Raw genomic sequence first — 20,100 nt, 5'->3', positions numbered from 1 at the left:
GAATCTGTTCGGTGGTCAGCTCTTGGGACATAAGTACACACTCTTGGACAGGCGGCGATTCTAACCCCTAAAAACCGACGAACGACACATCAGTGGGCAATTCGCAGGAACTTTCACTTTTCCCCGGCCTTCGGAATCTGTAGGGCCCGGAACAGTTCTACATCTGTCTCGGGCAGCAATCCCAACAGACTCAGGAGCTTGACGATGGCAAATTCTCTCGGCAGCAAGCGCGTCGCTTTTCTGGTAACCGATGGTTTCGAGCAAGTTGAACTGACCGGTCCCAAACAGGCACTCGAGCAGGCTGGAGCGCAGGTTGACATCCTTTCTGCCGAAACCGGCAGCGTCAAAGGCTGGAACCACGATAAACCTGCGGACGATTTCAAGGTCGACCAGACTTTCCAGGGCGCAAGCATCGATCAGTACGACGCCGTGGTGCTCCCGGGCGGCGTGCAGAACTCTGACACCATCCGCATCGACCAGGACGCGCAACATCTGGTCAAGACCGGTGTCTCCGCCGGCAAACCGATCGCGGTGATCTGTCACGGCAGCTGGCTGCTGATTTCGGCCGGACTGGTCAATGGCAAGACCATGACCAGCTACAAGACACTCAAGGACGATCTGGTCAATGCGGGGGTGAACTGGGTCGATCAGGAAGTCGTAAAAGACGGCAACCTGATCAGCAGCCGCCAACCGGACGATATTCCGGCATTCAGCAAAGCGCTGATTGACGCGCTGTCGGCATAGAGCACAGGCGGGTGGACCTGCTTGTGACGAGGTCCGCCGCGTTTCATCGCACGCCAAACCCGGCACAAGGCGCAACACGGTATACTCCCGCTCTTTTTTTCGGAGCGACGTCATGTCCCTGCCTAGCCTGCGCCTCAAAGCCAACGCCGACCGTCGCCTGCGCGCCGGCCATCTGTGGGTCTACAGCAACGAAATCGACGTGGCCGCCACCCCGTTGCACGGCTTCAAGGCCGGCGACCAGGCGGTCCTCGAGGCCGCCGGCGGCAAGCCGCTGGGGATCGTGGCCATGAGCCCGAACAACCTGATCTGCGCCCGCCTGCTGTCGCGTGACATCAAACTGCCGCTGGACAAGTCGCTGCTGGTGCATCGCCTGAACGTGGCCCTGTCCCTGCGCGAACGCCTGTTCGACAAGCCGTTTTATCGCCTGGTCTACGGTGATTCCGACCTGCTGCCAGGCCTGGTGGTCGACCGTTTCGGCGACATTCTTGTGGTGCAGCTCGCCTCGGCGACCATGGAAGCCCATAAAGAAGACGTGATCGCTGCGCTGACCCAAGTGCTCAAGCCAAGCGGCATTCTGTTCAAGAACGACTCCGCCGCCCGTGATGCCGAAGGTCTGGAGCGTTACGTCGAAACCGTGTTCGGCGTCGTGCCCGAGTGGGTGCCGCTGGAAGAGAACGGCGTGAAGTTCGAAGCGCCAGTGATCGGTGGCCAGAAAACCGGCTGGTTCTACGACCACCGCATGAACCGCGCGCGCCTGGCCCCTTACGTGAAGGGCAAGCGGGTTCTGGACCTCTACAGCTACATTGGCGGCTGGGGCGTACAGGCCGGCGCTTTCGGTGCCAGCGAAGTGTTCTGCGTCGACGCATCCGGTTTCGCCCTCGACGGCGTCGAGCGCAATGCCGCGCTGAACGGCTTCGCCGACAAGATGACCTGCATCGAAGGCGACGTCTTCGAGGCCCTGAAGGAGCTCAAGGCCGGCGAAGAGCGCTTCGACGTGATCGTGGCCGACCCGCCTGCGTTCATCAAGCGCAAGAAGGACATGAAGAACGGTGAAGGCGCCTACCGCCGCTTGAACGAACAGGCCATGCGCCTGTTGACCAAGGACGGCATTCTCGTCAGTGCATCCTGCTCGATGCACCTGCCCGAGGACGATCTGCAGAACATCCTGCTGACCAGCGCCCGTCACCTGGACCGCAACATTCAATTGCTGGAGCGCGGCGGTCAGGGCCCGGACCACCCGGTGCACCCGGCCATTGCGGAAACCCGCTACATCAAGAGCATCACCTGCCGTCTGCTGCCAAACAGCTGACAGAGGCACGGCACTGAAGCGGTGTGAAGGGGAACCCACGGGTTCCCCTTCTTTTTGTCTCCCACTTTCCTTTCCTACATTTATCGTCCTGCGGTCTTGCAGGATATTTCCTTAAAAACTTATTTACTGAAATTTAACTTACACACCAACTTCCAGCCGAAGATCACTCCGACAAAATTACTGGATAATTCCTACTTAATATCTGCTTGCGATTAATCCATTGCAAACTATTATTAAGTCGTCACCACGAAGGTGGCATCCACTAACACGAAGCAACAATGAACAAGGAGTTCAATCATGAAAGCAATTACTCTGGAATCCCGCACCCTCGCAAACCTGGCTTTTCTGGTTGCACCTAAAGCCCGTTAAGTAAGGTGGGCGCTGGGTATCGCCGGCTATCCAGCGCCTCTGAAATGACAATCCAGAGCAGCGTGCCCCTGACATGCATATAAATCCTTATTTATTCATACTCCCCCAATCACCCGGCCTGATAGTCTGGAACTACAAAGATCACAGCCAGCACGAACTTGGCGTTGAATACTCGACTCGACTGACGCAACTTATTCATGAGCCGAACTCATTCGACAAGAACAACCCTATAGACATACAACTATTGAATGCCGGGATACTGACCCCTTCAAAAGTCGCAACGCCCGACTGGGGTTGGGATGAACTATCGAAGATCTACCATATCGGTACTCGGGACATTCCCTGCGAGCAGCCCCCCCAAAACATTCAGGAATGGTCCAGGCAGTATCTCGAACATTGCAGCGCCGTACTTGCCACTTCGCCACCGACCGATCCCCATGGGCATGACGATCCCGACAGGCTCATCGCACTCCCGGCACCAACGGCACTGAATGACGACAGCCTGTTGAACTCACTCACCCGGCGAAAAACCTGCCGGTCCTTCACCGGCGCCGCCGTGTCGCTGGACGATGTCGGCAGCCTGCTTTACCTGTCACTCGGCTATTTGCGAGAACGGGCTGCCGACCGCGACGACACCATCGCCAAAGGACTTGGTGCGCGTCGCAGCAGCCCGTCCGGTGGCGGGCTCAATGCCTGCGCGGGCTACGCGGTGGTTCAGAATGTCGCCGGGCTCGCCCCGGGCCTGTACGCCTATCACCCAGCCGAACACGCCTTGAGCTTCATCGGCACCTTGCCCGACACCCCACCCGGCAATTTGCTGGGGGGACAGCACTTCATCAACAACCTGCCATTGGGGCTGTTCATCACAGCCCGGTTCGATCGTCTCTGGTGGAAATACGCGCATTCACGCGCCTATCGAATGGCATTCGTCGAAGCCGGGCATCTTTCACAGACGTTTCAACTGGTCGCTACGGCTCTGGGCATGGGCACCTGGCTGACGGGGGCATTTTCCGATACCCAGGTCGAGAGGCTGCTGAAACTCGACAACAATGCGGAGCAACCCCTGTTCTTCATCGGATGCGGGGAAAGCGACGGCCAGGCGATGTGTCAGGAAATGCGCGATCTGCTGCGTGAGGTGCAGACATGAACGCTACCGCCCTGGAACCAGCCTTTCAGTTCACCCTGAGCGACTGGAACACGCGTGCCTCGGTACGTACCAGCATCCACGATTACCGCCTGCCGGATGACGTGATGCAACAACTGGAAACCCGTCACTGGTTCCCACCGGCATTTCTGCCCTATCTCGCCCACCCGGCCATCGAGGCGGCAGGTCGTTCGGTGTTGCACCGGCTCACAGCCCGGCATCTGGTGCACTTTCTCGATTACACCACTTTGCTCGAACACCGTATCGTCAATCGCGCCGTGGAGGTCATTGTCCACGGTGAACTGCCGGTCGATGTCCCGCTCTCCATGAAAACCGCTGCACTTCAGCTTTACACCGATGAGGGTTACCACGCCCTGTTCTCCCATCAGGTCGCAGAACAGATCGCCGGGATCTACGCCATCAGCGGTCGCCCGGTAATGCCCAGGCGAATCACCCGGATGGAAGCGCTGATCGCCAAAAGCCCTCATGCGCAACGACCGCTGACAGCGTTCCTGCTCGGTTTCGTCTCGGAAACCATCATCGCCCGGGAACTGCTCGATGTCTGCCGGGACAATCTGGTGTCCGGAGTCAACGACATGCTGCGCGATCACCTCACCGACGAAGCCCGCCACAGTCGCTATTTCACTGAAGCATTCCGCTACCTCTGGCGGCATCTGGATCCGCAACACCAGACGTTCGCGGCCACCACCCTCCTGGAAATCATCAAGACCTTCTTCGAAGCCGATGAGCCGTGGCTTCGAAAAAGCCTGGGCGACGCCGGCATTGCCGACAGCACCGTGCACGAAATACTCGACGAACTGACCACCGAGCAAGCCAACCGACGACGCGCCCGGACCGGCAGCATTGCCACATTGAATGCACTGAAAAAGGCAGGTTTTTTCGCCGAACCCCAAATCCGGATACTTTTCGCCAAGGCAGGACTGATTGATGGATAAAGGAAATTCCGCAGTGGCGCCCCGACAGCGTCGCGCAGCCGTCAGCCTGTTACTGGCGATGGTATTGCTGGGCGTATTCCCGCTGGATGTCATGCTGCCTTCGTTCCCGGCGCTGGCCGAACACTTTCGCAGCGATCCGGCCGACATCGCGCTGTCCATCAGCCTGTTCGCCGTCGGTATCGCTTTCGCCCAGCTGCTGATCGGGCCACTGTCGGACGTGATCGGGCGCAAGGGGCTGCTGCTCGCCGGCATGAGCGTTTCCATGCTCGGCGCCCTCGGCTGTGTCATGACGGCTGATTATTCGCTGTTTCTGATGTTCCGGGTCGTTCAGGCACTGGGCTGCGGTTGCTTTGTACTGTCCCAGGCGCTGGTCCAGGACCTGTTCGAAGGCGAGGAACGTGATCGACTGCGAATCCTGATGGTCACCGCCGGCGGGATTTTCATCTCGATATCGCCGCTTGCCGGTACGTTCCTGCAGGCGACACTGGGCTGGCGCGGCAGTTTCTGGGTATTCATCGCGTTATCAGCCGTCGTGCTGTTCAAGGCCTGGCTGATTCTGGAGAACACCCGACCGGCCACCCGCGGTACACGCACAAACTTTCTCAAGGCTTACCGACGGGTCCTGGGAGATTTCGATTTTGTCGGCTACTGGCTGATTTCGGCATTTGCGTTCGCCTGCCATTTTTCCTTCATCGTGATCTCACCACTGATCTTCATGGAGCGGTTGCAACTGTCCGCCTACGAATTCTCCCTGATCCTGCTGATTTACGGTGCGGCCTATGTCGCCGGTGGCGTCCTCGCCAGCGTGCTGAGCAGGCGCATCACCAGTGGCCGGCAGATCGTCGTCGGCCTTAGCCTGATCCTCTTTGCCGGGGTGACCCTGCTGTACCTGTCGTCGAACTTCACACTGGCTCCGGCTACCGTGCTGATCCCGATGCTGATCTGCACCGCCGGTACCACCATCGCCCGGCCGGCCGCCACGTCCCGGGCCATGAGCCTGTTTCCGGACAGCGCCGGGACCTCGGCTTCGGCCGGCAGCACGATCATTTTCATCTGCGGCGGCCTGATCAGTGCACTGATCAGCCTGAGCCCGACCCATCTGCAATCCACAATGGGTTACGCGTTTGTGGTGCTCGGTGGCGCGGCGCTCGCCTTGAACAGCCGGATCAGCCGTCGCGCCCAAGGCCTGCGCGCCAATGCCATTGTGCAACCGGGCGGTGATTGAACCTGCCGGTCGTCATTCCGCACGCGGCGTCTACACGGCAACCACGTTTTGCGCCATTCCCTCCTGACGCCAGCGGTGTAGAATCGCGAGATTCATCGCCATTCATCCCCGGCGGGTTTATGAGCTCAGGCTGAGACCAGCGGCGATCCCGCAACGTCATCGGCAACATCAGGACACACGGCCATTTCTGAGTGTTCCAGACGTCAATAGAAGCTCACTCCCTTTTTGCACCTGATTAGTAAGTGATTAGCCGCCCGGAGTGCTCCATGCCAGATTACCGCTCGAAAACATCCACCCACGGCCGCAACATGGCCGGCGCCCGCGCACTGTGGCGCGCCACCGGGATGAAGGATGACGACTTCAAGAAGCCGATCATCGCGATTGCCAACTCTTTCACCCAGTTCGTCCCGGGCCATGTGCACCTGAAGGACCTGGGCCAGCTGGTTGCCCGCGAGATCGAACGCGCCGGTGGCGTTGCGAAAGAATTCAACACCATCGCCGTTGACGACGGCATCGCCATGGGCCACGACGGCATGCTGTATTCGCTGCCGAGCCGCGAGATCATCGCCGACTCCGTCGAGTACATGGTCAACGCCCACTGCGCCGACGCCATCGTCTGTATCTCCAACTGCGACAAGATCACCCCGGGCATGCTGATGGCCGCCCTGCGCCTGAACATTCCGGTGATCTTCGTTTCCGGCGGCCCGATGGAAGCCGGCAAGACCAAACTGGCCAGCCACGGTCTCGACCTCGTCGACGCCATGGTCATCGCCGCCGACTCCAGCGCTTCTGACGAGAAGGTTGCCGAGTACGAGCGCAGTGCCTGCCCGACCTGCGGTTCGTGCTCCGGCATGTTCACCGCGAACTCGATGAACTGCCTGACCGAAGCCCTGGGCCTCGCCCTGCCGGGCAACGGTTCGACCCTGGCCACCCACAGCGACCGCGAACAGCTCTTTCTGCAGGCCGGCCGCACCATCGTCGAACTGTGCAAACGCTACTACGGCGAGAACGACGAGTCGGTACTGCCGCGCAACATCGCCAACTTCAAGGCGTTCGAGAACGCGATGATGCTCGACATCGCCATGGGCGGTTCGACCAACACCATCCTGCACTTGCTGGCCGCCGCCCAGGAAGCCGAGATCGACTTCGACCTGCGTGACATCGATCGTCTGTCGCGCAAGGTGCCGCAACTGTGCAAGGTCGCGCCGAACATCCAGAAGTACCACATGGAAGACGTACACCGCGCCGGCGGCATCTTCAGCATCCTCGGTTCGCTGGCCCGTGGCGGCCTGCTGCACACCGACCTGCCGACCGTGCACAGCCGCAGCATGGAAGAAGCCATCGCCAGGTGGGACATCACCCAGACCGACGATGAAGCCGTGCACCATTTCTTCAAGGCAGGCCCGGCCGGCATTCCGACGCAAACCGCGTTCAGCCAGTCGACCCGCTGGGAAACCCTGGACGACGACCGTGAAAACGGCTGCATCCGCAGCGTTGAACATGCCTACTCGAAAGAGGGTGGTCTGGCCGTGCTGTACGGCAACATCGCTCTCGACGGCTGCGTGGTGAAAACCGCCGGCGTCGACGAGTCGATCCACGTCTTCGAAGGCAACGCGAAGATCTTCGAAAGCCAGGACAGCGCCGTGCGCGGCATCCTCGCCGACGAAGTGAAGGAAGGCGACATCGTCATCATTCGCTATGAAGGCCCGAAAGGCGGCCCGGGCATGCAGGAAATGCTCTACCCGACGTCTTACCTGAAGTCCAAGGGCCTGGGCAAAGCCTGCGCCTTGCTGACCGATGGCCGTTTCTCCGGTGGTACGTCCGGCCTGTCCATCGGCCACGCTTCGCCAGAGGCTGCGGCCGGCGGTGCAATCGGCCTGGTACAGGACGGTGACAAGGTGCTGATCGACATTCCGAACCGCTCGATCAACCTGTTGATCAGCGACGAAGAACTGGCGGCACGCCGGGTCGAGCAAGACAAGAAGGGCTGGAAACCGGTCGAGAAGCGTCCACGCAAAGTGACCACCGCCCTCAAGGCCTACGCCCTGCTGGCCACCAGCGCCGACAAGGGTGCGGTGCGTAACAAGGCAATGCTTGACGGGCTGTAAGGGTCAAATCGCAGAAACAAAAATGCCCCGCCAAGTGCGGGGCATTTTTTTCCAGCCGATTTAGCCGATTGATCGTTCCCACGCTCTGCGTGGGAATGCCTCAAGGGACGCTCTGCGTCCAGTGACGCGGAGCGTCACGGGCTGCGTTCCCACGCGGACGGTTCGACGTGGGAACGATCATCGTAGAAAGGTTTACTGAATCTCTTCCGGCTTCACGATCACCCAGTTCTTGTCCGCCGTCACCGGCAGACCTTCCTTGGCCTGAGCTGCCGCATGCTTGGCCATCATGCCGTTGAGCTGGGTCATGTACTTGTCCTTGCGGTTGACCCACAAGTGGATACCGCCCTTGGCCACGTCCACATCGTGGAACAGCATGTAGCCGTCGCTGCTCGGGGTGTCACCGCCCACCAGCACCGGTTTTTTCCATTCGTCGATGTAGGTCAGGATCGCCGCGTGCTTGCCGGCCATCCAGGTTGCCGGTGTCCACAGGTAAGGCGTCAGCTCCAGGCCGAGGTTGGCCTTTTCGTCATACTTGCCGGCGGTGATCTGCTTGCGTGCGGTGGTCAGTTCGCCGGTCTCGCGGTTCTTCAGCAACGTGGTCACGCCAATCACGTTCTGCGGTTTGACGTTGTAGCCGTACTTCGGATCGGCCGCGACCATGCGCACCAGTTCTTCGGAGGCGGCTGTCATCACGTAAACCTCGATACCGTTCTCCATCAGCTTGTTGTACAGCTCGGCCTGGCCGGTGAAGACCTTCGGCGGCTGAACATCGATGTTCTTCACCACATCACCCTCGTAATAGGTCGCCGGTACCGGCTTGCCCGAGGCCATCAGTTCGTCGACGTAGCCTTTGAGTTCCTTGAGGGTGAAACCGGAGAACACCTGCGCCACCCACGGGTAGCAGACCATGTCGTCGACTTCGCAGAGGCGATAGTAGTAGCTGAACAGGCTTTCCTTGTGGTCGGCGGTGTCCTTGAACGGCATCAGTTTCAGCGACGGGTCGAGCTTGTCACGGGTGATCAGGCCCTTGTTTTCCATGAACGGCAGCAGCGACTCTTCGAGGTCATAGCGATAACTGGTGTTGTCCATGTCGAACACCGCGTAGTTACCCTTGTTGGCGTTGGCCGCGATCATCGCGTCGAGCGCCTTGGCCTGATCTGCCGGCCAGTGTTTCAGGTCGGTGGCGAATGCCTGAGTGGCCAGGCCCATTCCCACAGTCAGTGCGACAACCAGAAATTTCGGTGTGAACTTCATCGACGCTTTCTCCCCGGGTCAAAGAAATCGACGCTAACAAATAAATGTGACAGTCCTCGTCTGTCAGCGACCGTCCACGTCCGTTTCACGCCAGCTGCATCCCCGAGAGCGACACCCGCTTATTCCAAAAACGACGGACGACCTTTGATTTCGGTATTAAATCATTGGAAATCAAGCTGTTAGGCTTGCCGGTTCGCAACAGCCCCGGAAGGTTGTTGGCACAGTCTTTTCTGGAGTCCCCATGAATCTGCCTCTGATTCTCAACTTGCTGGTGTTCCTCGCCCTGCTCTTCGGTCTGGCGCAAACCCGTCACACCTCGTGGAGCCTGGCGAAAAAAGTCCTGCTCGCCCTGGTGCTGGGCGTGGTATTCGGCGTCGCGCTGCACTCGATCTACGGTGCCGGCAACCCGGTGCTGAAAGCCTCGATCGGCTGGTTCGACCTGGTGGGCAACGGTTACGTGCAACTGCTGCAGATGATCGTGATCCCGCTGGTGTTCGCCTCGATCCTCAGCGCCGTGGCCCGTCTGCACAATGCTTCGTCGCTGGGCAAGATCAGTTTCCTGACCATCGGCACGCTTTTGTTCACCACCGCGATTGCCGCGCTGATCGGCATCGGCCTGACCAACCTGTTCGGCCTGACCGCCGAAGGCCTGGTCGCCGGGACGCAGGAAATGGCCCGTCTGCAAACCATTCAGACCGACTACGCCGGCAAGGTCGCCGACCTCAATGTGCCGCAATTGCTGCTGTCGTTCATCCCGCAGAACCCGTTCGCCGACCTGGCGCGTGCCAAGCCGACTTCGATCATCAGTGTGGTGATCTTCGCCGCGTTCATGGGGGTTGCCGCGCTGCAACTGCTCAAGGATGACGCCGAGAAAGGTCAGAAAGTGATCAACGCCATCGACACCCTGCAAGCCTGGGTGATGCGTCTGGTGCGTCTGGTGATGAAGCTGACTCCGTACGGCGTGCTGGCGCTGATGACCAAAGTGGTGGCCGGTTCCAACCTGCAGGACATCATCAAGCTCGGCAGTTTCGTGGTGGTGTCTTACCTCGGCCTGGGCCTGATGTTCGTGGTGCACGGCTTGCTGGTGTCGGCGGCCGGGATCAACCCGCTGCGCTTCTTCCGCAAGATCTGGCCGGTGCTGACCTTTGCCTTCACCAGCCGCTCCAGCGCCGCCAGCATTCCGCTGAGCATCGAAGCGCAGACCCGGCGTCTGGGCATTCCGCAATCGGTTGCCAGCTTCGCCGCCTCGTTCGGCGCGACCATCGGCCAGAACGGCTGCGCCGGTCTGTACCCGGCGATGCTGGCGGTGATGGTTGCGCCAACCGTGGGTATCAACCCGCTGGATCCGCTGTGGATCGCGACGCTGGTGGCGATCGTGACCCTGAGTTCGGCCGGTGTGGCAGGCGTGGGCGGCGGTGCGACTTTCGCCGCGCTGATCGTGCTGCCGGCCATGGGTTTGCCGGTTTCGCTGGTGGCGTTGCTGATTTCGGTCGAGCCGTTGATCGACATGGGCCGTACGGCGCTGAACGTGAGTGGTTCGATCACCGCTGGCGCGATTACCAGTCAGGTGATGCAGCAGACCGACAAGGCACTGCTGGAAGCCGATGAGCATGCGGAGCTTGCTCAGGCTTGATTGACCTTCGTGGCGAGGGAGCTTGCTCCCGCTGGGTTGCGAAGCGACCCTGATATTTTGGGGCGCCATGCAGCCCGGCGGGAGCAAGCTCCCTCGCCACAGTTCTAAGCCTTTTCCCAGACTTCGAAGTGGTAAGCCGGTTTGTCGCCTTCAGCCGGATTCGGCACGTTCGACACCCGTTTCCACTGGTTCAGATCGAACTCCGGAAACCACGCATCCCCTTCCGGGCTCAGCGCCACACGGGTCAGATACAGACGATCCGCCTGCTCCAGCCCTTGCGCATACAGTTGCGCCCCGCCAATCAGCATCAACTCGTCGACGCCCTGCTCTTTCGCCCATTCTTCGGCGCGAACCACGGCGGCTTCCAGCGACGGATAGACTTCCGCACCTTCGAGCACCAGATCCTGCTGACGGCTGACTACGATGTTCAAACGGCCCGGCAATGGGCGACCCAGTGAATCCCAGGTCTTGCGGCCCATGATGATCGGTTTGCCGAGCGTCGTGGCCTTGAAGTATTTGAAGTCTCCCGGCAGGTGCCAGGGCATGCTGTTGTCGACGCCGATCACGCGGTTTTCACCGAGGGCTGCGATCAGGCTGAGGGGGAGTGATTTAGTCATGCCGGCGAGGATACCAGAGCCGTGCTTACCCCGATAAGCGCCACAGCGGTTATGCTCACGGCTCAATCAAGCATCGGGATGCCGCGTGACTGAACTGACTCCATTGCAAAACCTCTGGCTCACCGAAACCGTGCGCCTGCGCGAAGAACACGCAGGCCCATTGGACGATCAGGAAGCCAATCGTCTGGCCCGTGCGGCCGGTGGCGATCTGTCGGGACGCATTCAACGCCGCGCCCTGTGGCTGGCCGAGCGCGATGGCCTGACCTCGGCACTCAAGCACTGGCTGCAGGGCGCACGACTGGCGCTGGTGCTGCTGGCGATCCTCGCCGTGTTGAGCGGCGCGGGTCTGGCCTTCGCCGCACTGGGCCAGACGCCGGTCAATGTGTTCTGGGCCCTGGGCAGCCTGCTCGGGCTGAATCTGATTTTGCTGTTGAGCTGGGTGCTTGGGCTGATTTTTGCCGGCGAACATGGCGCCACTCTGGGTCGCCTGTGGCTGTGGCTCAGTGAAAAACTCGCCCGCGATGCCAAGGCTGCGCAACTGGCGCCGGCCCTGCTGCTGATGTTGCAACGTCAGAAACTCAATCGCTGGGCACTCGGTACGCTGGTCAATGGCCTGTGGTTGCTGGCGATGCTCAGCACGCTGGTTTTGCTGCTGACGCTGATGGCGACCCGGCGCTACGGCTTCGTCTGGGAAACCACGATTCTCAGTGCCGACACGTTCATCGACATGACCCGGGCCCTCGGCGCATTGCCGGCGCTGCTGGGCTTCAACGTACCCACCGTGGACATGATCCGCGCCAGCGGCGACACCGCGCTGAACATCGAAAGCGCCCGTCAGGCCTGGGCGACATGGCTGGTCGGCGTGCTGGTGGTGTACGGCGTGCTGCCTCGCCTGCTGTTGGCGCTGTTCTGCTTCTGGCGCTGGAGCCGCGGTAAAGCCGCGTTGCGTCTGGACCTGAACCTGCCAGGCTACGCCCAGTTGCGCGAGCGCCTGATGCCGACCAGCGAACGCCTCGGCGTCACCGACCCCGAGCCTGCGCAATTGCACCGCGTCGAAAGCGCCGTCGGCGAGCTCGCCAGCGATGGCGCGTTGCTGGTGGCGATCGAACTCGACGATCAACACCCGTGGCCACCGGCACTGCCGAAAAACGTCGGCAACGCCGGTATCCTCGACAGCCGTGAATCGCGCAACAAACTGCTCGAACAGCTCAGCCGCTTTCCGCCGGCGCGACTGGCAATTGCCTGTGACCCCAGGCGTTCGCCGGATCGCGGCAGTCTGGCGCTGATCGCCGAGCTGGCGCGCAGTGCCGCCGCAACCCGCATCTGGCTGTTGCAGGCGCCGCCAGGACAAGCCCTGGACGCCGAGCGCCTCGGTGACTGGCAGGTCGCGCTGCAACAGCTGGAACTCTCATTTGCCGATAGCGCCCCGTTGAACTGGCTGGAGCACGGACATGACTGATGCCTGGAAAGCGCCGCTGAAACTGGCGGTGGTCGGCCACACCAATGTCGGCAAGACTTCGCTGCTGCGCACTCTGACCCGCGATGTCGGTTTTGGTGAAGTGTCCCATCGCCCGAGCACCACGCGGCATGTCGAAGGTGCGCGGTTATCGGTGGATGGCGAGCCGTTGCTCGACCTCTACGACACGCCCGGTCTGGAAGACGCCATCGCCCTGCTGGATTTTCTCGAGCGTCTGGAACGACCGGGCGAACGCCTCGACGGCCCGGCGCGATTGGCGCGGTTTCTCGACGGCAGCGAGGCACGCCAGCGTTTTGAACAGGAAGCCAAGGTGCTGCGGCAACTGCTCGACTCCGACGCCGGCCTGTATGTAATCGACGCCCGCGAACCGGTGTTGGCCAAGTATCGCGATGAACTGCAAGTGCTGGCCGGCTGCGGCAAGCCGCTGCTTCCGGTGCTGAATTTCGTCAGCAGTGCCAACCACCGCGAGCCGGACTGGCGTGAAGCGCTGGCGCGTCTGGGACTGCATGCGTTGGTGCGTTTCGACAGCGTTGCCCCGCCGGAAGATGGCGAGCGACGACTGTATGAAAGCCTTGCCCTGTTGCTGGAAAACGCCCGCCCACAACTTGAACGCCTGATCGCCGATCAACAGGCCCAACGTCTCGCCCGCGAGCAAAGCGCCGCACGCCTGATCGCCGAACTGTTGATCGACTGCGCCGCGTGCCGGCGCAGCGTGGCGAGCAACGCCGAGCAGGAACAACAGGCCATCAGCGAACTGCGCAAAGCCGTGCGCCAACGCGAACAACGCTGTGTAGAAGCGCTGCTCAAGCTCTACGCCTTCCGCCCGCAGGACGCTGCCGCCAGCGATCTGCCGCTGCTCGACGGGCGTTGGGGCGATGACCTGTTCAACCCGGAAACCCTCAAGCAACTGGGCGTGCGGGTCGGCGGCGGGATCGCGGCCGGCGCGGCAGCCGGCGCCGGGGTGGACCTGCTGGTGGGCGGCATCACCCTCGGCGCCGCTGCGCTGGCCGGTGCAATTGCCGGCGGCGCCCTGCAAACCGCCCGCAGTTATGGCAATCGCCTGCTCGGCAAGATCAAAGGGCAGCGAGAACTGACGGTCGACGACAACGTGCTGCGCCTGTTGGCATTGCGTCAGCGGCAACTGCTGCAGGCGCTGAATGCCCGAGGCCATGCGGCGATGGATGCCGTTCAAGTGGCGACACCGCAGGACAAGACCTGGCGCGAAGGCAAGTTACCCGAAGCGTTGAACAAGGCCCGGGCCCATCCGCAGTGGTCTTCGCTCAATCCCCATCCGAAGCTGAATCAGGCTGAGCGGCAGGAGCAGATTGAGTTGCTGGCCACAGAGCTTTAGTGCCTGATCCATCGTCTTCGCGAGCAAGCTCGCTCCCACAGGTACTTTGAGCGTTCACAGGGTCTGTGTTTACCAAAGACCTTTGTGGGAGCGAGCTTGCTCGCGAATGCAGCACCTCGATCCAAAGACTTACGCAGCAAGCAGCCGCGCCGCTTTGTCTTTGAGAACGCCCAGATCCATCACCGGTACGTCCATCTCCTTCGCCAGTTCATCCCACTGGCGCATCCGCAGACTGACGGCGCACAGCGGATCCTGCTCGAACGCATCGGCTTCAGCCTCGGTCATCACCCCGCCCTGATACTCCAGGGTGCGGCGGCTGGCTTCGCTCAAGCGCTCGTAGTAGCCGGTTTCCCTGAGCGTCAGATAACGCTTGGCCTGGACGTGATACTCCACCAGCCGCGCCAGGCGTTCGCTGAATCCGGCCTCACGCAAATAGTCCGCACCCAGTCGTTCGTGGCTGACGATGCCGTAACCGCCCATGTTTTCCGCGCCTTCGGCACACAAGTGACCGATGTCGTGGAAGAACGCAGCGAGCACCACCTCATCGTCAAAGCCTTCGGCGATGGCCAGTTGCGCGGCCTGGGACATGTGCTCGATCTGCGACACCGGTTCGCCGATGTAGTCACTGGCGCCAAAGCGCTCATAGAGGCCGAATACCCGGTCGATGACTTGCCCGTGACTCGACATCAGTTCCCTCCAAAAAGCTGTGCAACATTGCGCTCGGCCATGGCCGGGCCGACGCTCATGCCGACGCCGCTGTGCATCAGCGCCACGCTCAGCCCCGGCGCCGGACGCAGGAACGAAAACGGCCCTGGCCCCCGGGAACCATAGACACCCTGCCAGCGCTCGACCACTTGCACCTTGCAGCCGAGGGTCTGTTCGGCCAGTTCGAGCATCCAGTTGTCGACCTGCTCGGCGTTGAACGGCGAAGGATCGCTGCCGTAATGGTGTGAATCACCGATGATCAGTTCGCCATAAGGCGTCGGGCTGATCAGCAGGTGAATGCCGTTTTCCGGCAAGTGCGGTTGCTCGCGCAGGATCTGCGCCTGTACTGCCGCCGCTTCCGGCAAGTCAGCGAAAGCGCCGTAATGCACGCAGCTGAGGCCGGTGAGTAAGGCGTGTTGCAGGTTCAGGTCCATCTGCGGCCGGGCGCGAAGCATTTGCAGACGGCAGATTTGCGGGCCGAGAGCGGCAATCGGCTCGGCCAGCAAGGTCTGATAATCGTGGCCGGAACAGACGATGATTTGCTCGGCAGTGAAGATCCCGGCGGTGCTGTGCAGGCGCCCCGGTTCGACATCGCGCACCAGCGTCGAGAAGTGAAACTCGACGCCGAGCTCACGGCGCAGGTATTCGATCAGCGCTGGAATCGCCTCCCTGGAATACAGCTGTTGATCGTCCAGGCCATGCAGAGCGGCGCGGTGATGACTGAACTGGCCGCCATACAGATCGCGCATCGCGGCACCGCGCAGCAACTCGACGCGGTAGTCATGCTCAACAGCGCGTCCGGCACAGAAGGCTTCGAGCAAATGTTCCTCGGCTTCGGTACGGGCAAACAGGTACGAACCATTGCGCTTGAGTTGCAGGCCGGCGAGCTGCGCCCACTGGCCCCAGATTTCGCGGCTGACCTTGGCCAGTTCAAGCATCGGACCCGGTGGCTGACCGGTGACCAGTGCCTGGCCGAAGTTGCGTACCGAGGCGCCAATAGGCGTGGCAGTGCGCTCGAAAACCGTGACCTTTAGACCGCGTCTGGCGGCGGCATAAGCGTGGGACAGGCCGAGGATGCCGGCACCGACGATCAGCAAGTCTTTGTGATGAGTCATAGGGCAATCCCGGTTTTGTGGCGAGAGAGCTTGCTCCCGCTCGGCTGCGCAGCCGTCGTGAATTCAGCAGGTGTAGAGTGCCCGTTTGCAGAATTCGGGACCGCTTCGCGCTCCAGCGGGAGCAAGCTCCCTCGCCACAGATGTGTGAGTTAGTTATTTGGCGGCGACTTTCTCGGACTTGCCGTCATAGCGCTTGCGCCATTCGCTCAGGATCTCGTCGCGGTTCTTCGAGGCCCAGGCAAAGTCGTTCTTGATCAGGCGCTGTTCGTAGTCGGCCGGCAGTTCGGTCTGCGGCTTGGCGATGCCCGGCTGGGCGAGAACGGCGAAGTTTTCCTTGTACAGATCCATCGCCGGGGCGCTGGCGGAGAAGTCGGCCAGTTTCTTCGCGGCTTCTTCATGCGGCGTGCCTTTGATCACGGCAGTCGCTTCGATCTCCCAGCCCAGGCCTTCTTTCGGCAGGATGATGTCCAGCGGTGCACCCTGACGCTTCAACTGAACAGCTGGATATTCAAAGGAAATCCCGATCGGGAACTCACCGGCCGCCGCCAGTTTGCAAGGCTTGGAACCGGAGTGAACGTACTGGCCGATGTTCTGGTGCAGACCGTCCATGTAGGCCCAGCCCTGCTTCTCGCCGAAGGTTTGCAGCCAGGCGCTGACGTCGAGGAAACCGGTACCGGACGACGCCGGGTTCGGCATCACGATCTTGCCTTTGTACTCAGGCTTGGTCAGGTCCTGCCAGCTCACCGGTTTGCTCAGGCCCTGCTTCTCGGCCTCGACAGTGTTGAAGCAAATGGTCGCGGCCCAGACGTCCATGCCGACCCAGGCTGGCGGGTTGGCGGCGTCACGGTAGTTCGCGCCGATCTTGCCCAGATCCTTCGGCGCGTAGCTTTGCAGCATGCCTTGCTGGTCGAGGATCGCCAGGCTCGACGCCGCCAGGCCCCACACCGCGTCAGCCTGCGGACGTGCCTTTTCGGCCAGCAGTTTGGCGGTGATGATCCCGGTGGAATCGCGCACCCACTTGATCTCGATGTCCGGGTTGGCCTTTTCGAACGCTTCCTTATAGCTCTTGAGCTGTTCGGCTTCGAGGGCGGTGTACACCGTCAACTCGGTTTTCGCCGCGAAGGCATTCAGGCTGAAAGTAGCGAGCACAGCAGCGGCCAGGGCCATAGGCTTGAACATGATCGTTTTCCTGTCTTGAGTTGAGGTTGGGAAAATCAGTGGCCGGGCGCCGTTTGCCGCCAGGCCTGGGAACGGCGCAGCAAGCCGCGCGAAGCCCACGCCAGCAGCAACGACACGCCCGCCGAGGTGAACAGAATCAGGGCCGACATCGCCGCCGCACCGCCGACGTTGCCGGCGTCATCCATGTTCAGCACCGCCACCGCGGCGAGGATGGTGTCGGGGCTGTAAAGGAAGATCGCTGCGGAAACGGTGGTCATGGCCGAGACGAACAGGTAGCGCACGATGTCCAGCAGTGCCGGCAGGCAGATCGGCACGGTGACCCGCAGGTAATGCCGGTACAGCGGTGCCTTGAGCGACAGCGCGGCGGCTTCGAACTCGGCGTCGAGCTGGCGCAGCGCGGTGGTGGCGGTCATCTGCGCGGTGGTCAGATAGTGAGCAATGGTGCAGACGATCAGCAGCGTCATGCTCCCGTACAGCACATGCAGCGGGTTACCGGTCAGGTTGAAAAAGAAGACGTAACCCAGCCCCAGCACCAGTCCCGGCACCGCCATCGGTACGAAACTGAGCATGCGTAGCGTCAGATTCAGTCCGCGCTGGCTGCGGGTCTTTTCCATCAGGTAGGCGCCGGTGAAGATCAGCACGCTGCCGATCAACGCCGTGCCCAGCGCCATCTTCAGACTGTTGCCGTAGGCCAGCCAGCCACCGCCGGCGGTCTCGTTGAACTGATAGTGGTTGAGCGACAGCGACAGGTTGTACGGCCAGAACTTCACCAGCGACGAGAACACCGCCATGCCGAACACCAGCAGCAACGCCGCGCTGATCAGCAGGACGATGGCCAGATAACAGGCATCGCGCTTCTTTGATGGCGCCGGTTTGAATACCTGGGCGCGACCGCTCATGGAGTCGCCGTGACGACGACGCAGCCAGGCATCGACACCGAAGCTGAACAGCGCCGGCAGCAGCAGAACCATGCCGATCAACGCACCGCGACCGAATTGCTGCTGGCCGACCACCGCTTTGTAGGCTTCCAGCGCCAGCACCTGATAGTCGCCACCGACCACCACCGGCACGCCGAAATCGGTGATGGTCAGGGTGAAGACGAGGCAGAACGCGGCGAACACCGCCTGGCGAGTTGCCGGCCAGGTGATGCTGCGAAAGGCCTTCGCCGGACTGGCGCCCATGCTCGACGCGGCGTCGAACAGTCGCGCATCCGCCAACGACAGCGCCGACAGCAAAATCATCAAGGCGTGTGGGAAGGTGTAGATCACTTCACCCAGAACAATCCCCCAGAAACCGTAGATGTTGTCCGAGAGCAGCCCGCGCAACAGGCCCTGATTGCCGAACAGATAGACCAGCGCGATTCCCGGCAGCATCGACGGCGCCATCAACGGCAGCAGCGAAATCCCGCGCCAGATGCCTTTGCCGGGAATCAACGTGCGTTGCAGGGCGTAGGCAAACAGATAGGCCAGCGGTACGACGATGGCGGCGACGCTGAGGGAAACCTTCAGGCTGTTGCCGAGCAGCCAATGGAAGTTGTCGCTGGTCACCAGTTCCTTTGCGGCCAGCCAGCCGCCGCCCTGCCCGGCTTCGCTGCTGAAGCCGCGCCAGAAGATCGCCAGCAATGGCAACAGCACCGCCACACCGATCAGCGCCAGCAACAGAAGTTTGCCGCCGAGGACGAAGATCCGGTCGCCGACCTCGGCCCCGGACACCTGCCGTGCCTGCTTGTGCGGTAGCGGCAGCGCCATGTTCGCGCTCATCAGGCAAACACCTGCAGGCTGCGCGGCGGCAGCGCGACCATGATCTGCCGGGCACCGAGGCGCGGCATGGCTTCCGGCGCCAGTTCGGCGAGCAAGGCATGACCGGGCAATTGATCGAGCTCGAAGCTCATGCGGCAGCGGTTGCCGAGGAAGGTGATCTCGCGGACCTTGGCCGGGAACAGGTTTTCTTCATGCACCAGCGGATTGACGTTGATCGCTTCCGGGCGGCAGAACAACCGGCCCGACGGGCTGTGGACGCTGCCGTCGGCCAGGCGCAGGTTCATCCCGCCGACCTTGGCGTGGCTGTCGCTGCTGCGCTGGAACGGCAGCCAGTTACCCTGGCCGACGAATTCGGCCACGAACGGCGTGGCCGGGCGGTTGTAGATTTCCTGAGGGGTGGCGTACTGCTCGACCTTGCCGTTGTTCATCACGGCGATGCGGTCGGCCATCAGCATGGCTTCGTCCTGATTGTGGGTGACCATCAGGGTGGTGATGCCGAGGTTACGTTGCAGTTGACGCAGCTCGGTGCACAAATGCTCGCGAACCCGTGCGTCGAGGGCCGACATCGGTTCGTCGAGCAACAGCAGCGACGGTGCCGGCGCCAGGGCCCGGGCCAGTGCCACCCGCTGCTGCTGGCCGCCGGACAACTGGCCCGGGTACTTTTTCTCACTGCCGCTGAGGCCGACCAGTTCCAGCATCTGACCGACGCGACGGCGTACTTCGTCGCGACCGCTGCCGGCGAGGCCGTAGGCAATGTTCGCTTCGACAGTCAGATTGGGGAACAGCGCGTAGGACTGGAACAGGATGCCGTAGTCCCGAGCCTGTGGCGCGAGGTGGGAAACGTCGCGCTCGCCCAGGTACAACTCGCCACTGTCCTGCTTCTCCAGACCAGCGATGCAGCGCAGCAACGTGGTCTTGCCGCAGCCCGACGGGCCCAGCAGACACACCAGCTCACCGGCCGCGACATCGAGAGAGACGTTATCCAGCGCCGTGAAGGCGCCGAAGCGCTTCTGCACGCCGCGCACTTTCATGGGTGCGCCGGGGTTGGTCAGGGCAGTTGCGATTGCAGGGTTCATGGACAGGCCTCATCAAGCAGATGAGACGAATCCTAGAGTTGTAATGCGTCGGTCATATGGCAACGAGGCAAAATCGAC

At 61.6% G+C, this 20,100-nt stretch carries 16 protein-coding genes; 9 read left to right on the top strand and 7 right to left on the bottom strand.

Annotated elements, in window-relative coordinates:
- Window positions 1-204: 204 nt before the first annotated feature.
- The 6 genes from BBF94_RS10220 (at window position 205) to ilvD (ending at window position 7,855) form a co-directional block, all read left to right on the top strand.
- Window positions 205-744, top strand: a complete 540-nt coding sequence (locus tag BBF94_RS10220; RefSeq protein ID WP_065258921.1) for a type 1 glutamine amidotransferase domain-containing protein — start codon at window positions 205-207, stop codon at window positions 742-744.
- Between the two features lie 112 nt (window positions 745-856).
- A complete protein-coding gene (locus BBF94_RS10215; RefSeq protein WP_065258920.1) occupies window positions 857-2,053 on the top strand; it encodes a class I SAM-dependent rRNA methyltransferase in 1,197 nt (398 codons plus the stop codon).
- A 442-nt stretch (window positions 2,054-2,495) separates the two neighbouring features.
- Complete coding sequence (locus BBF94_RS10210; protein ID WP_065258919.1) at window positions 2,496-3,569, top strand: SagB family peptide dehydrogenase; 1,074 nt, start codon at window positions 2,496-2,498, stop codon at window positions 3,567-3,569.
- Window positions 3,566-4,522: a diiron oxygenase gene (locus BBF94_RS10205; RefSeq protein ID WP_065258918.1), complete on the top strand. Its 957-nt coding sequence runs from the start codon at window positions 3,566-3,568 to the stop codon at window positions 4,520-4,522. The genes BBF94_RS10210 and BBF94_RS10205 overlap by 4 nt, the downstream gene beginning before the upstream one ends.
- Window positions 4,515-5,747, top strand: a complete 1,233-nt coding sequence (locus tag BBF94_RS10200; RefSeq protein ID WP_065258917.1) for a multidrug effflux MFS transporter — start codon at window positions 4,515-4,517, stop codon at window positions 5,745-5,747. The genes BBF94_RS10205 and BBF94_RS10200 overlap by 8 nt, the downstream gene beginning before the upstream one ends.
- Window positions 5,748-6,013: 266 nt before the next feature.
- The gene (gene ilvD / locus BBF94_RS10195) at window positions 6,014-7,855 is read left to right on the top strand and encodes a dihydroxy-acid dehydratase (RefSeq protein ID WP_065258916.1); all 1,842 of its coding nucleotides are present in this window, start codon (window positions 6,014-6,016) and stop codon (window positions 7,853-7,855) included.
- 192 nt (window positions 7,856-8,047) lie between these two features.
- On the opposite strand, the gene BBF94_RS10190 is transcribed toward ilvD, so the two are convergent.
- On the bottom strand, window positions 8,048-9,109 hold the full coding sequence (locus BBF94_RS10190; protein ID WP_065258915.1) for an HAD family hydrolase: 1,062 nt from the start codon (window positions 9,107-9,109) through the stop codon (window positions 8,048-8,050).
- A 241-nt stretch (window positions 9,110-9,350) separates the two neighbouring features.
- Between BBF94_RS10190 and BBF94_RS10185 the strand changes: the two genes are divergently transcribed.
- Window positions 9,351-10,742: an L-cystine transporter gene (locus BBF94_RS10185; protein WP_065258914.1), complete on the top strand. Its 1,392-nt coding sequence runs from the start codon at window positions 9,351-9,353 to the stop codon at window positions 10,740-10,742.
- Window positions 10,743-10,846: 104 nt separating this feature from the next.
- Here BBF94_RS10185 and BBF94_RS10180 read toward each other — a convergent pair whose 3' ends face one another.
- On the bottom strand, window positions 10,847-11,359 hold the full coding sequence (locus BBF94_RS10180; protein WP_065258913.1) for a dihydrofolate reductase: 513 nt from the start codon (window positions 11,357-11,359) through the stop codon (window positions 10,847-10,849).
- Window positions 11,360-11,444: 85 nt separating this feature from the next.
- On the opposite strand from BBF94_RS10180, the gene BBF94_RS10175 reads away from it, so the two are divergent.
- Entirely contained in the window at window positions 11,445-12,818 is a 1,374-nt protein-coding gene (locus tag BBF94_RS10175) for a DUF2868 domain-containing protein (protein WP_065258912.1), read from the top strand.
- Window positions 12,811-14,187 carry a GTPase/DUF3482 domain-containing protein gene (locus BBF94_RS10170; protein ID WP_065258911.1) on the top strand — a complete coding sequence of 459 codons (1,377 nt, stop codon included), beginning with the start codon at window positions 12,811-12,813 and terminating at the stop codon, window positions 14,185-14,187. Before BBF94_RS10175 ends, BBF94_RS10170 begins: the two co-directional genes overlap by 8 nt.
- A 129-nt stretch (window positions 14,188-14,316) precedes the next feature.
- Here the strand turns inward: BBF94_RS10170 and BBF94_RS10165 are convergent, their stop codons facing one another.
- From BBF94_RS10165 to BBF94_RS10145, 5 genes are all read right to left on the bottom strand, one after another.
- Entirely contained in the window at window positions 14,317-14,874 is a 558-nt protein-coding gene (locus tag BBF94_RS10165; RefSeq protein ID WP_065258910.1) for a phosphonate degradation HD-domain oxygenase, read from the bottom strand.
- The gene (locus BBF94_RS10160) at window positions 14,874-16,007 is read right to left on the bottom strand and encodes a TIGR03364 family FAD-dependent oxidoreductase (protein ID WP_065258909.1); all 1,134 of its coding nucleotides are present in this window, start codon (window positions 16,005-16,007) and stop codon (window positions 14,874-14,876) included. Before BBF94_RS10160 ends, BBF94_RS10165 begins: the two co-directional genes overlap by 1 nt.
- Window positions 16,008-16,160: 153 nt before the next feature.
- Window positions 16,161-17,186: a putative 2-aminoethylphosphonate ABC transporter substrate-binding protein gene (locus BBF94_RS10155; RefSeq protein ID WP_065258908.1), complete on the bottom strand. Its 1,026-nt coding sequence runs from the start codon at window positions 17,184-17,186 to the stop codon at window positions 16,161-16,163.
- A 35-nt stretch (window positions 17,187-17,221) separates the two neighbouring features.
- Window positions 17,222-18,946 (bottom strand): putative 2-aminoethylphosphonate ABC transporter permease subunit, encoded by a 1,725-nt coding sequence (locus BBF94_RS10150; protein ID WP_065258907.1) that lies wholly within the window; start codon window positions 18,944-18,946, stop codon window positions 17,222-17,224.
- Window positions 18,946-20,022, bottom strand: a complete 1,077-nt coding sequence (locus BBF94_RS10145) for a putative 2-aminoethylphosphonate ABC transporter ATP-binding protein (RefSeq protein WP_065258906.1) — start codon at window positions 20,020-20,022, stop codon at window positions 18,946-18,948. Before BBF94_RS10145 ends, BBF94_RS10150 begins: the two co-directional genes overlap by 1 nt.
- Between the last annotated feature and the right edge of the window lie 78 nt (window positions 20,023-20,100).

Source organism: Pseudomonas bananamidigenes, from assembly GCF_001679645.1.
Lineage (GTDB): Bacteria > Pseudomonadota > Gammaproteobacteria > Pseudomonadales > Pseudomonadaceae > Aquipseudomonas > Aquipseudomonas bananamidigenes.
The sequence above is the reverse complement of the archived record's forward strand: the minus strand, read 5'-3'. Positions and strand labels throughout refer to the sequence as shown.

What these genes read in the sequence shown, in the direction of transcription:
- BBF94_RS10220 (WP_065258921.1), top strand. Translation starts at nt 205, where the DNA reads ATGGCAAATTCTCTCGGCAGCAAGCGCGTCGCTTTTCTGGTAACCGAT.
- BBF94_RS10215 (WP_065258920.1), top strand. Translation starts at nt 857, where the DNA reads ATGTCCCTGCCTAGCCTGCGCCTCAAAGCCAACGCCGACCGTCGCCTG.
- BBF94_RS10210 (WP_065258919.1), top strand. Translation starts at nt 2,496, where the DNA reads ATGCATATAAATCCTTATTTATTCATACTCCCCCAATCACCCGGCCTG.
- BBF94_RS10205 (WP_065258918.1), top strand. Translation starts at nt 3,566, where the DNA reads ATGAACGCTACCGCCCTGGAACCAGCCTTTCAGTTCACCCTGAGCGAC.
- BBF94_RS10200 (WP_065258917.1), top strand. Translation starts at nt 4,515, where the DNA reads ATGGATAAAGGAAATTCCGCAGTGGCGCCCCGACAGCGTCGCGCAGCC.
- ilvD (WP_065258916.1), top strand. Translation starts at nt 6,014, where the DNA reads ATGCCAGATTACCGCTCGAAAACATCCACCCACGGCCGCAACATGGCC.
- BBF94_RS10190 (WP_065258915.1), bottom strand. Translation starts at nt 9,109, where the DNA reads ATGAAGTTCACACCGAAATTTCTGGTTGTCGCACTGACTGTGGGAATG.
- BBF94_RS10185 (WP_065258914.1), top strand. Translation starts at nt 9,351, where the DNA reads ATGAATCTGCCTCTGATTCTCAACTTGCTGGTGTTCCTCGCCCTGCTC.
- BBF94_RS10180 (WP_065258913.1), bottom strand. Translation starts at nt 11,359, where the DNA reads ATGACTAAATCACTCCCCCTCAGCCTGATCGCAGCCCTCGGTGAAAAC.
- BBF94_RS10170 (WP_065258911.1), top strand. Translation starts at nt 12,811, where the DNA reads ATGACTGATGCCTGGAAAGCGCCGCTGAAACTGGCGGTGGTCGGCCAC.
- BBF94_RS10165 (WP_065258910.1), bottom strand. Translation starts at nt 14,874, where the DNA reads ATGTCGAGTCACGGGCAAGTCATCGACCGGGTATTCGGCCTCTATGAG.
- BBF94_RS10160 (WP_065258909.1), bottom strand. Translation starts at nt 16,007, where the DNA reads ATGACTCATCACAAAGACTTGCTGATCGTCGGTGCCGGCATCCTCGGC.
- BBF94_RS10155 (WP_065258908.1), bottom strand. Translation starts at nt 17,186, where the DNA reads ATGTTCAAGCCTATGGCCCTGGCCGCTGCTGTGCTCGCTACTTTCAGC.
- BBF94_RS10150 (WP_065258907.1), bottom strand. Translation starts at nt 18,946, where the DNA reads ATGAGCGCGAACATGGCGCTGCCGCTACCGCACAAGCAGGCACGGCAG.
- BBF94_RS10145 (WP_065258906.1), bottom strand. Translation starts at nt 20,022, where the DNA reads ATGAACCCTGCAATCGCAACTGCCCTGACCAACCCCGGCGCACCCATG.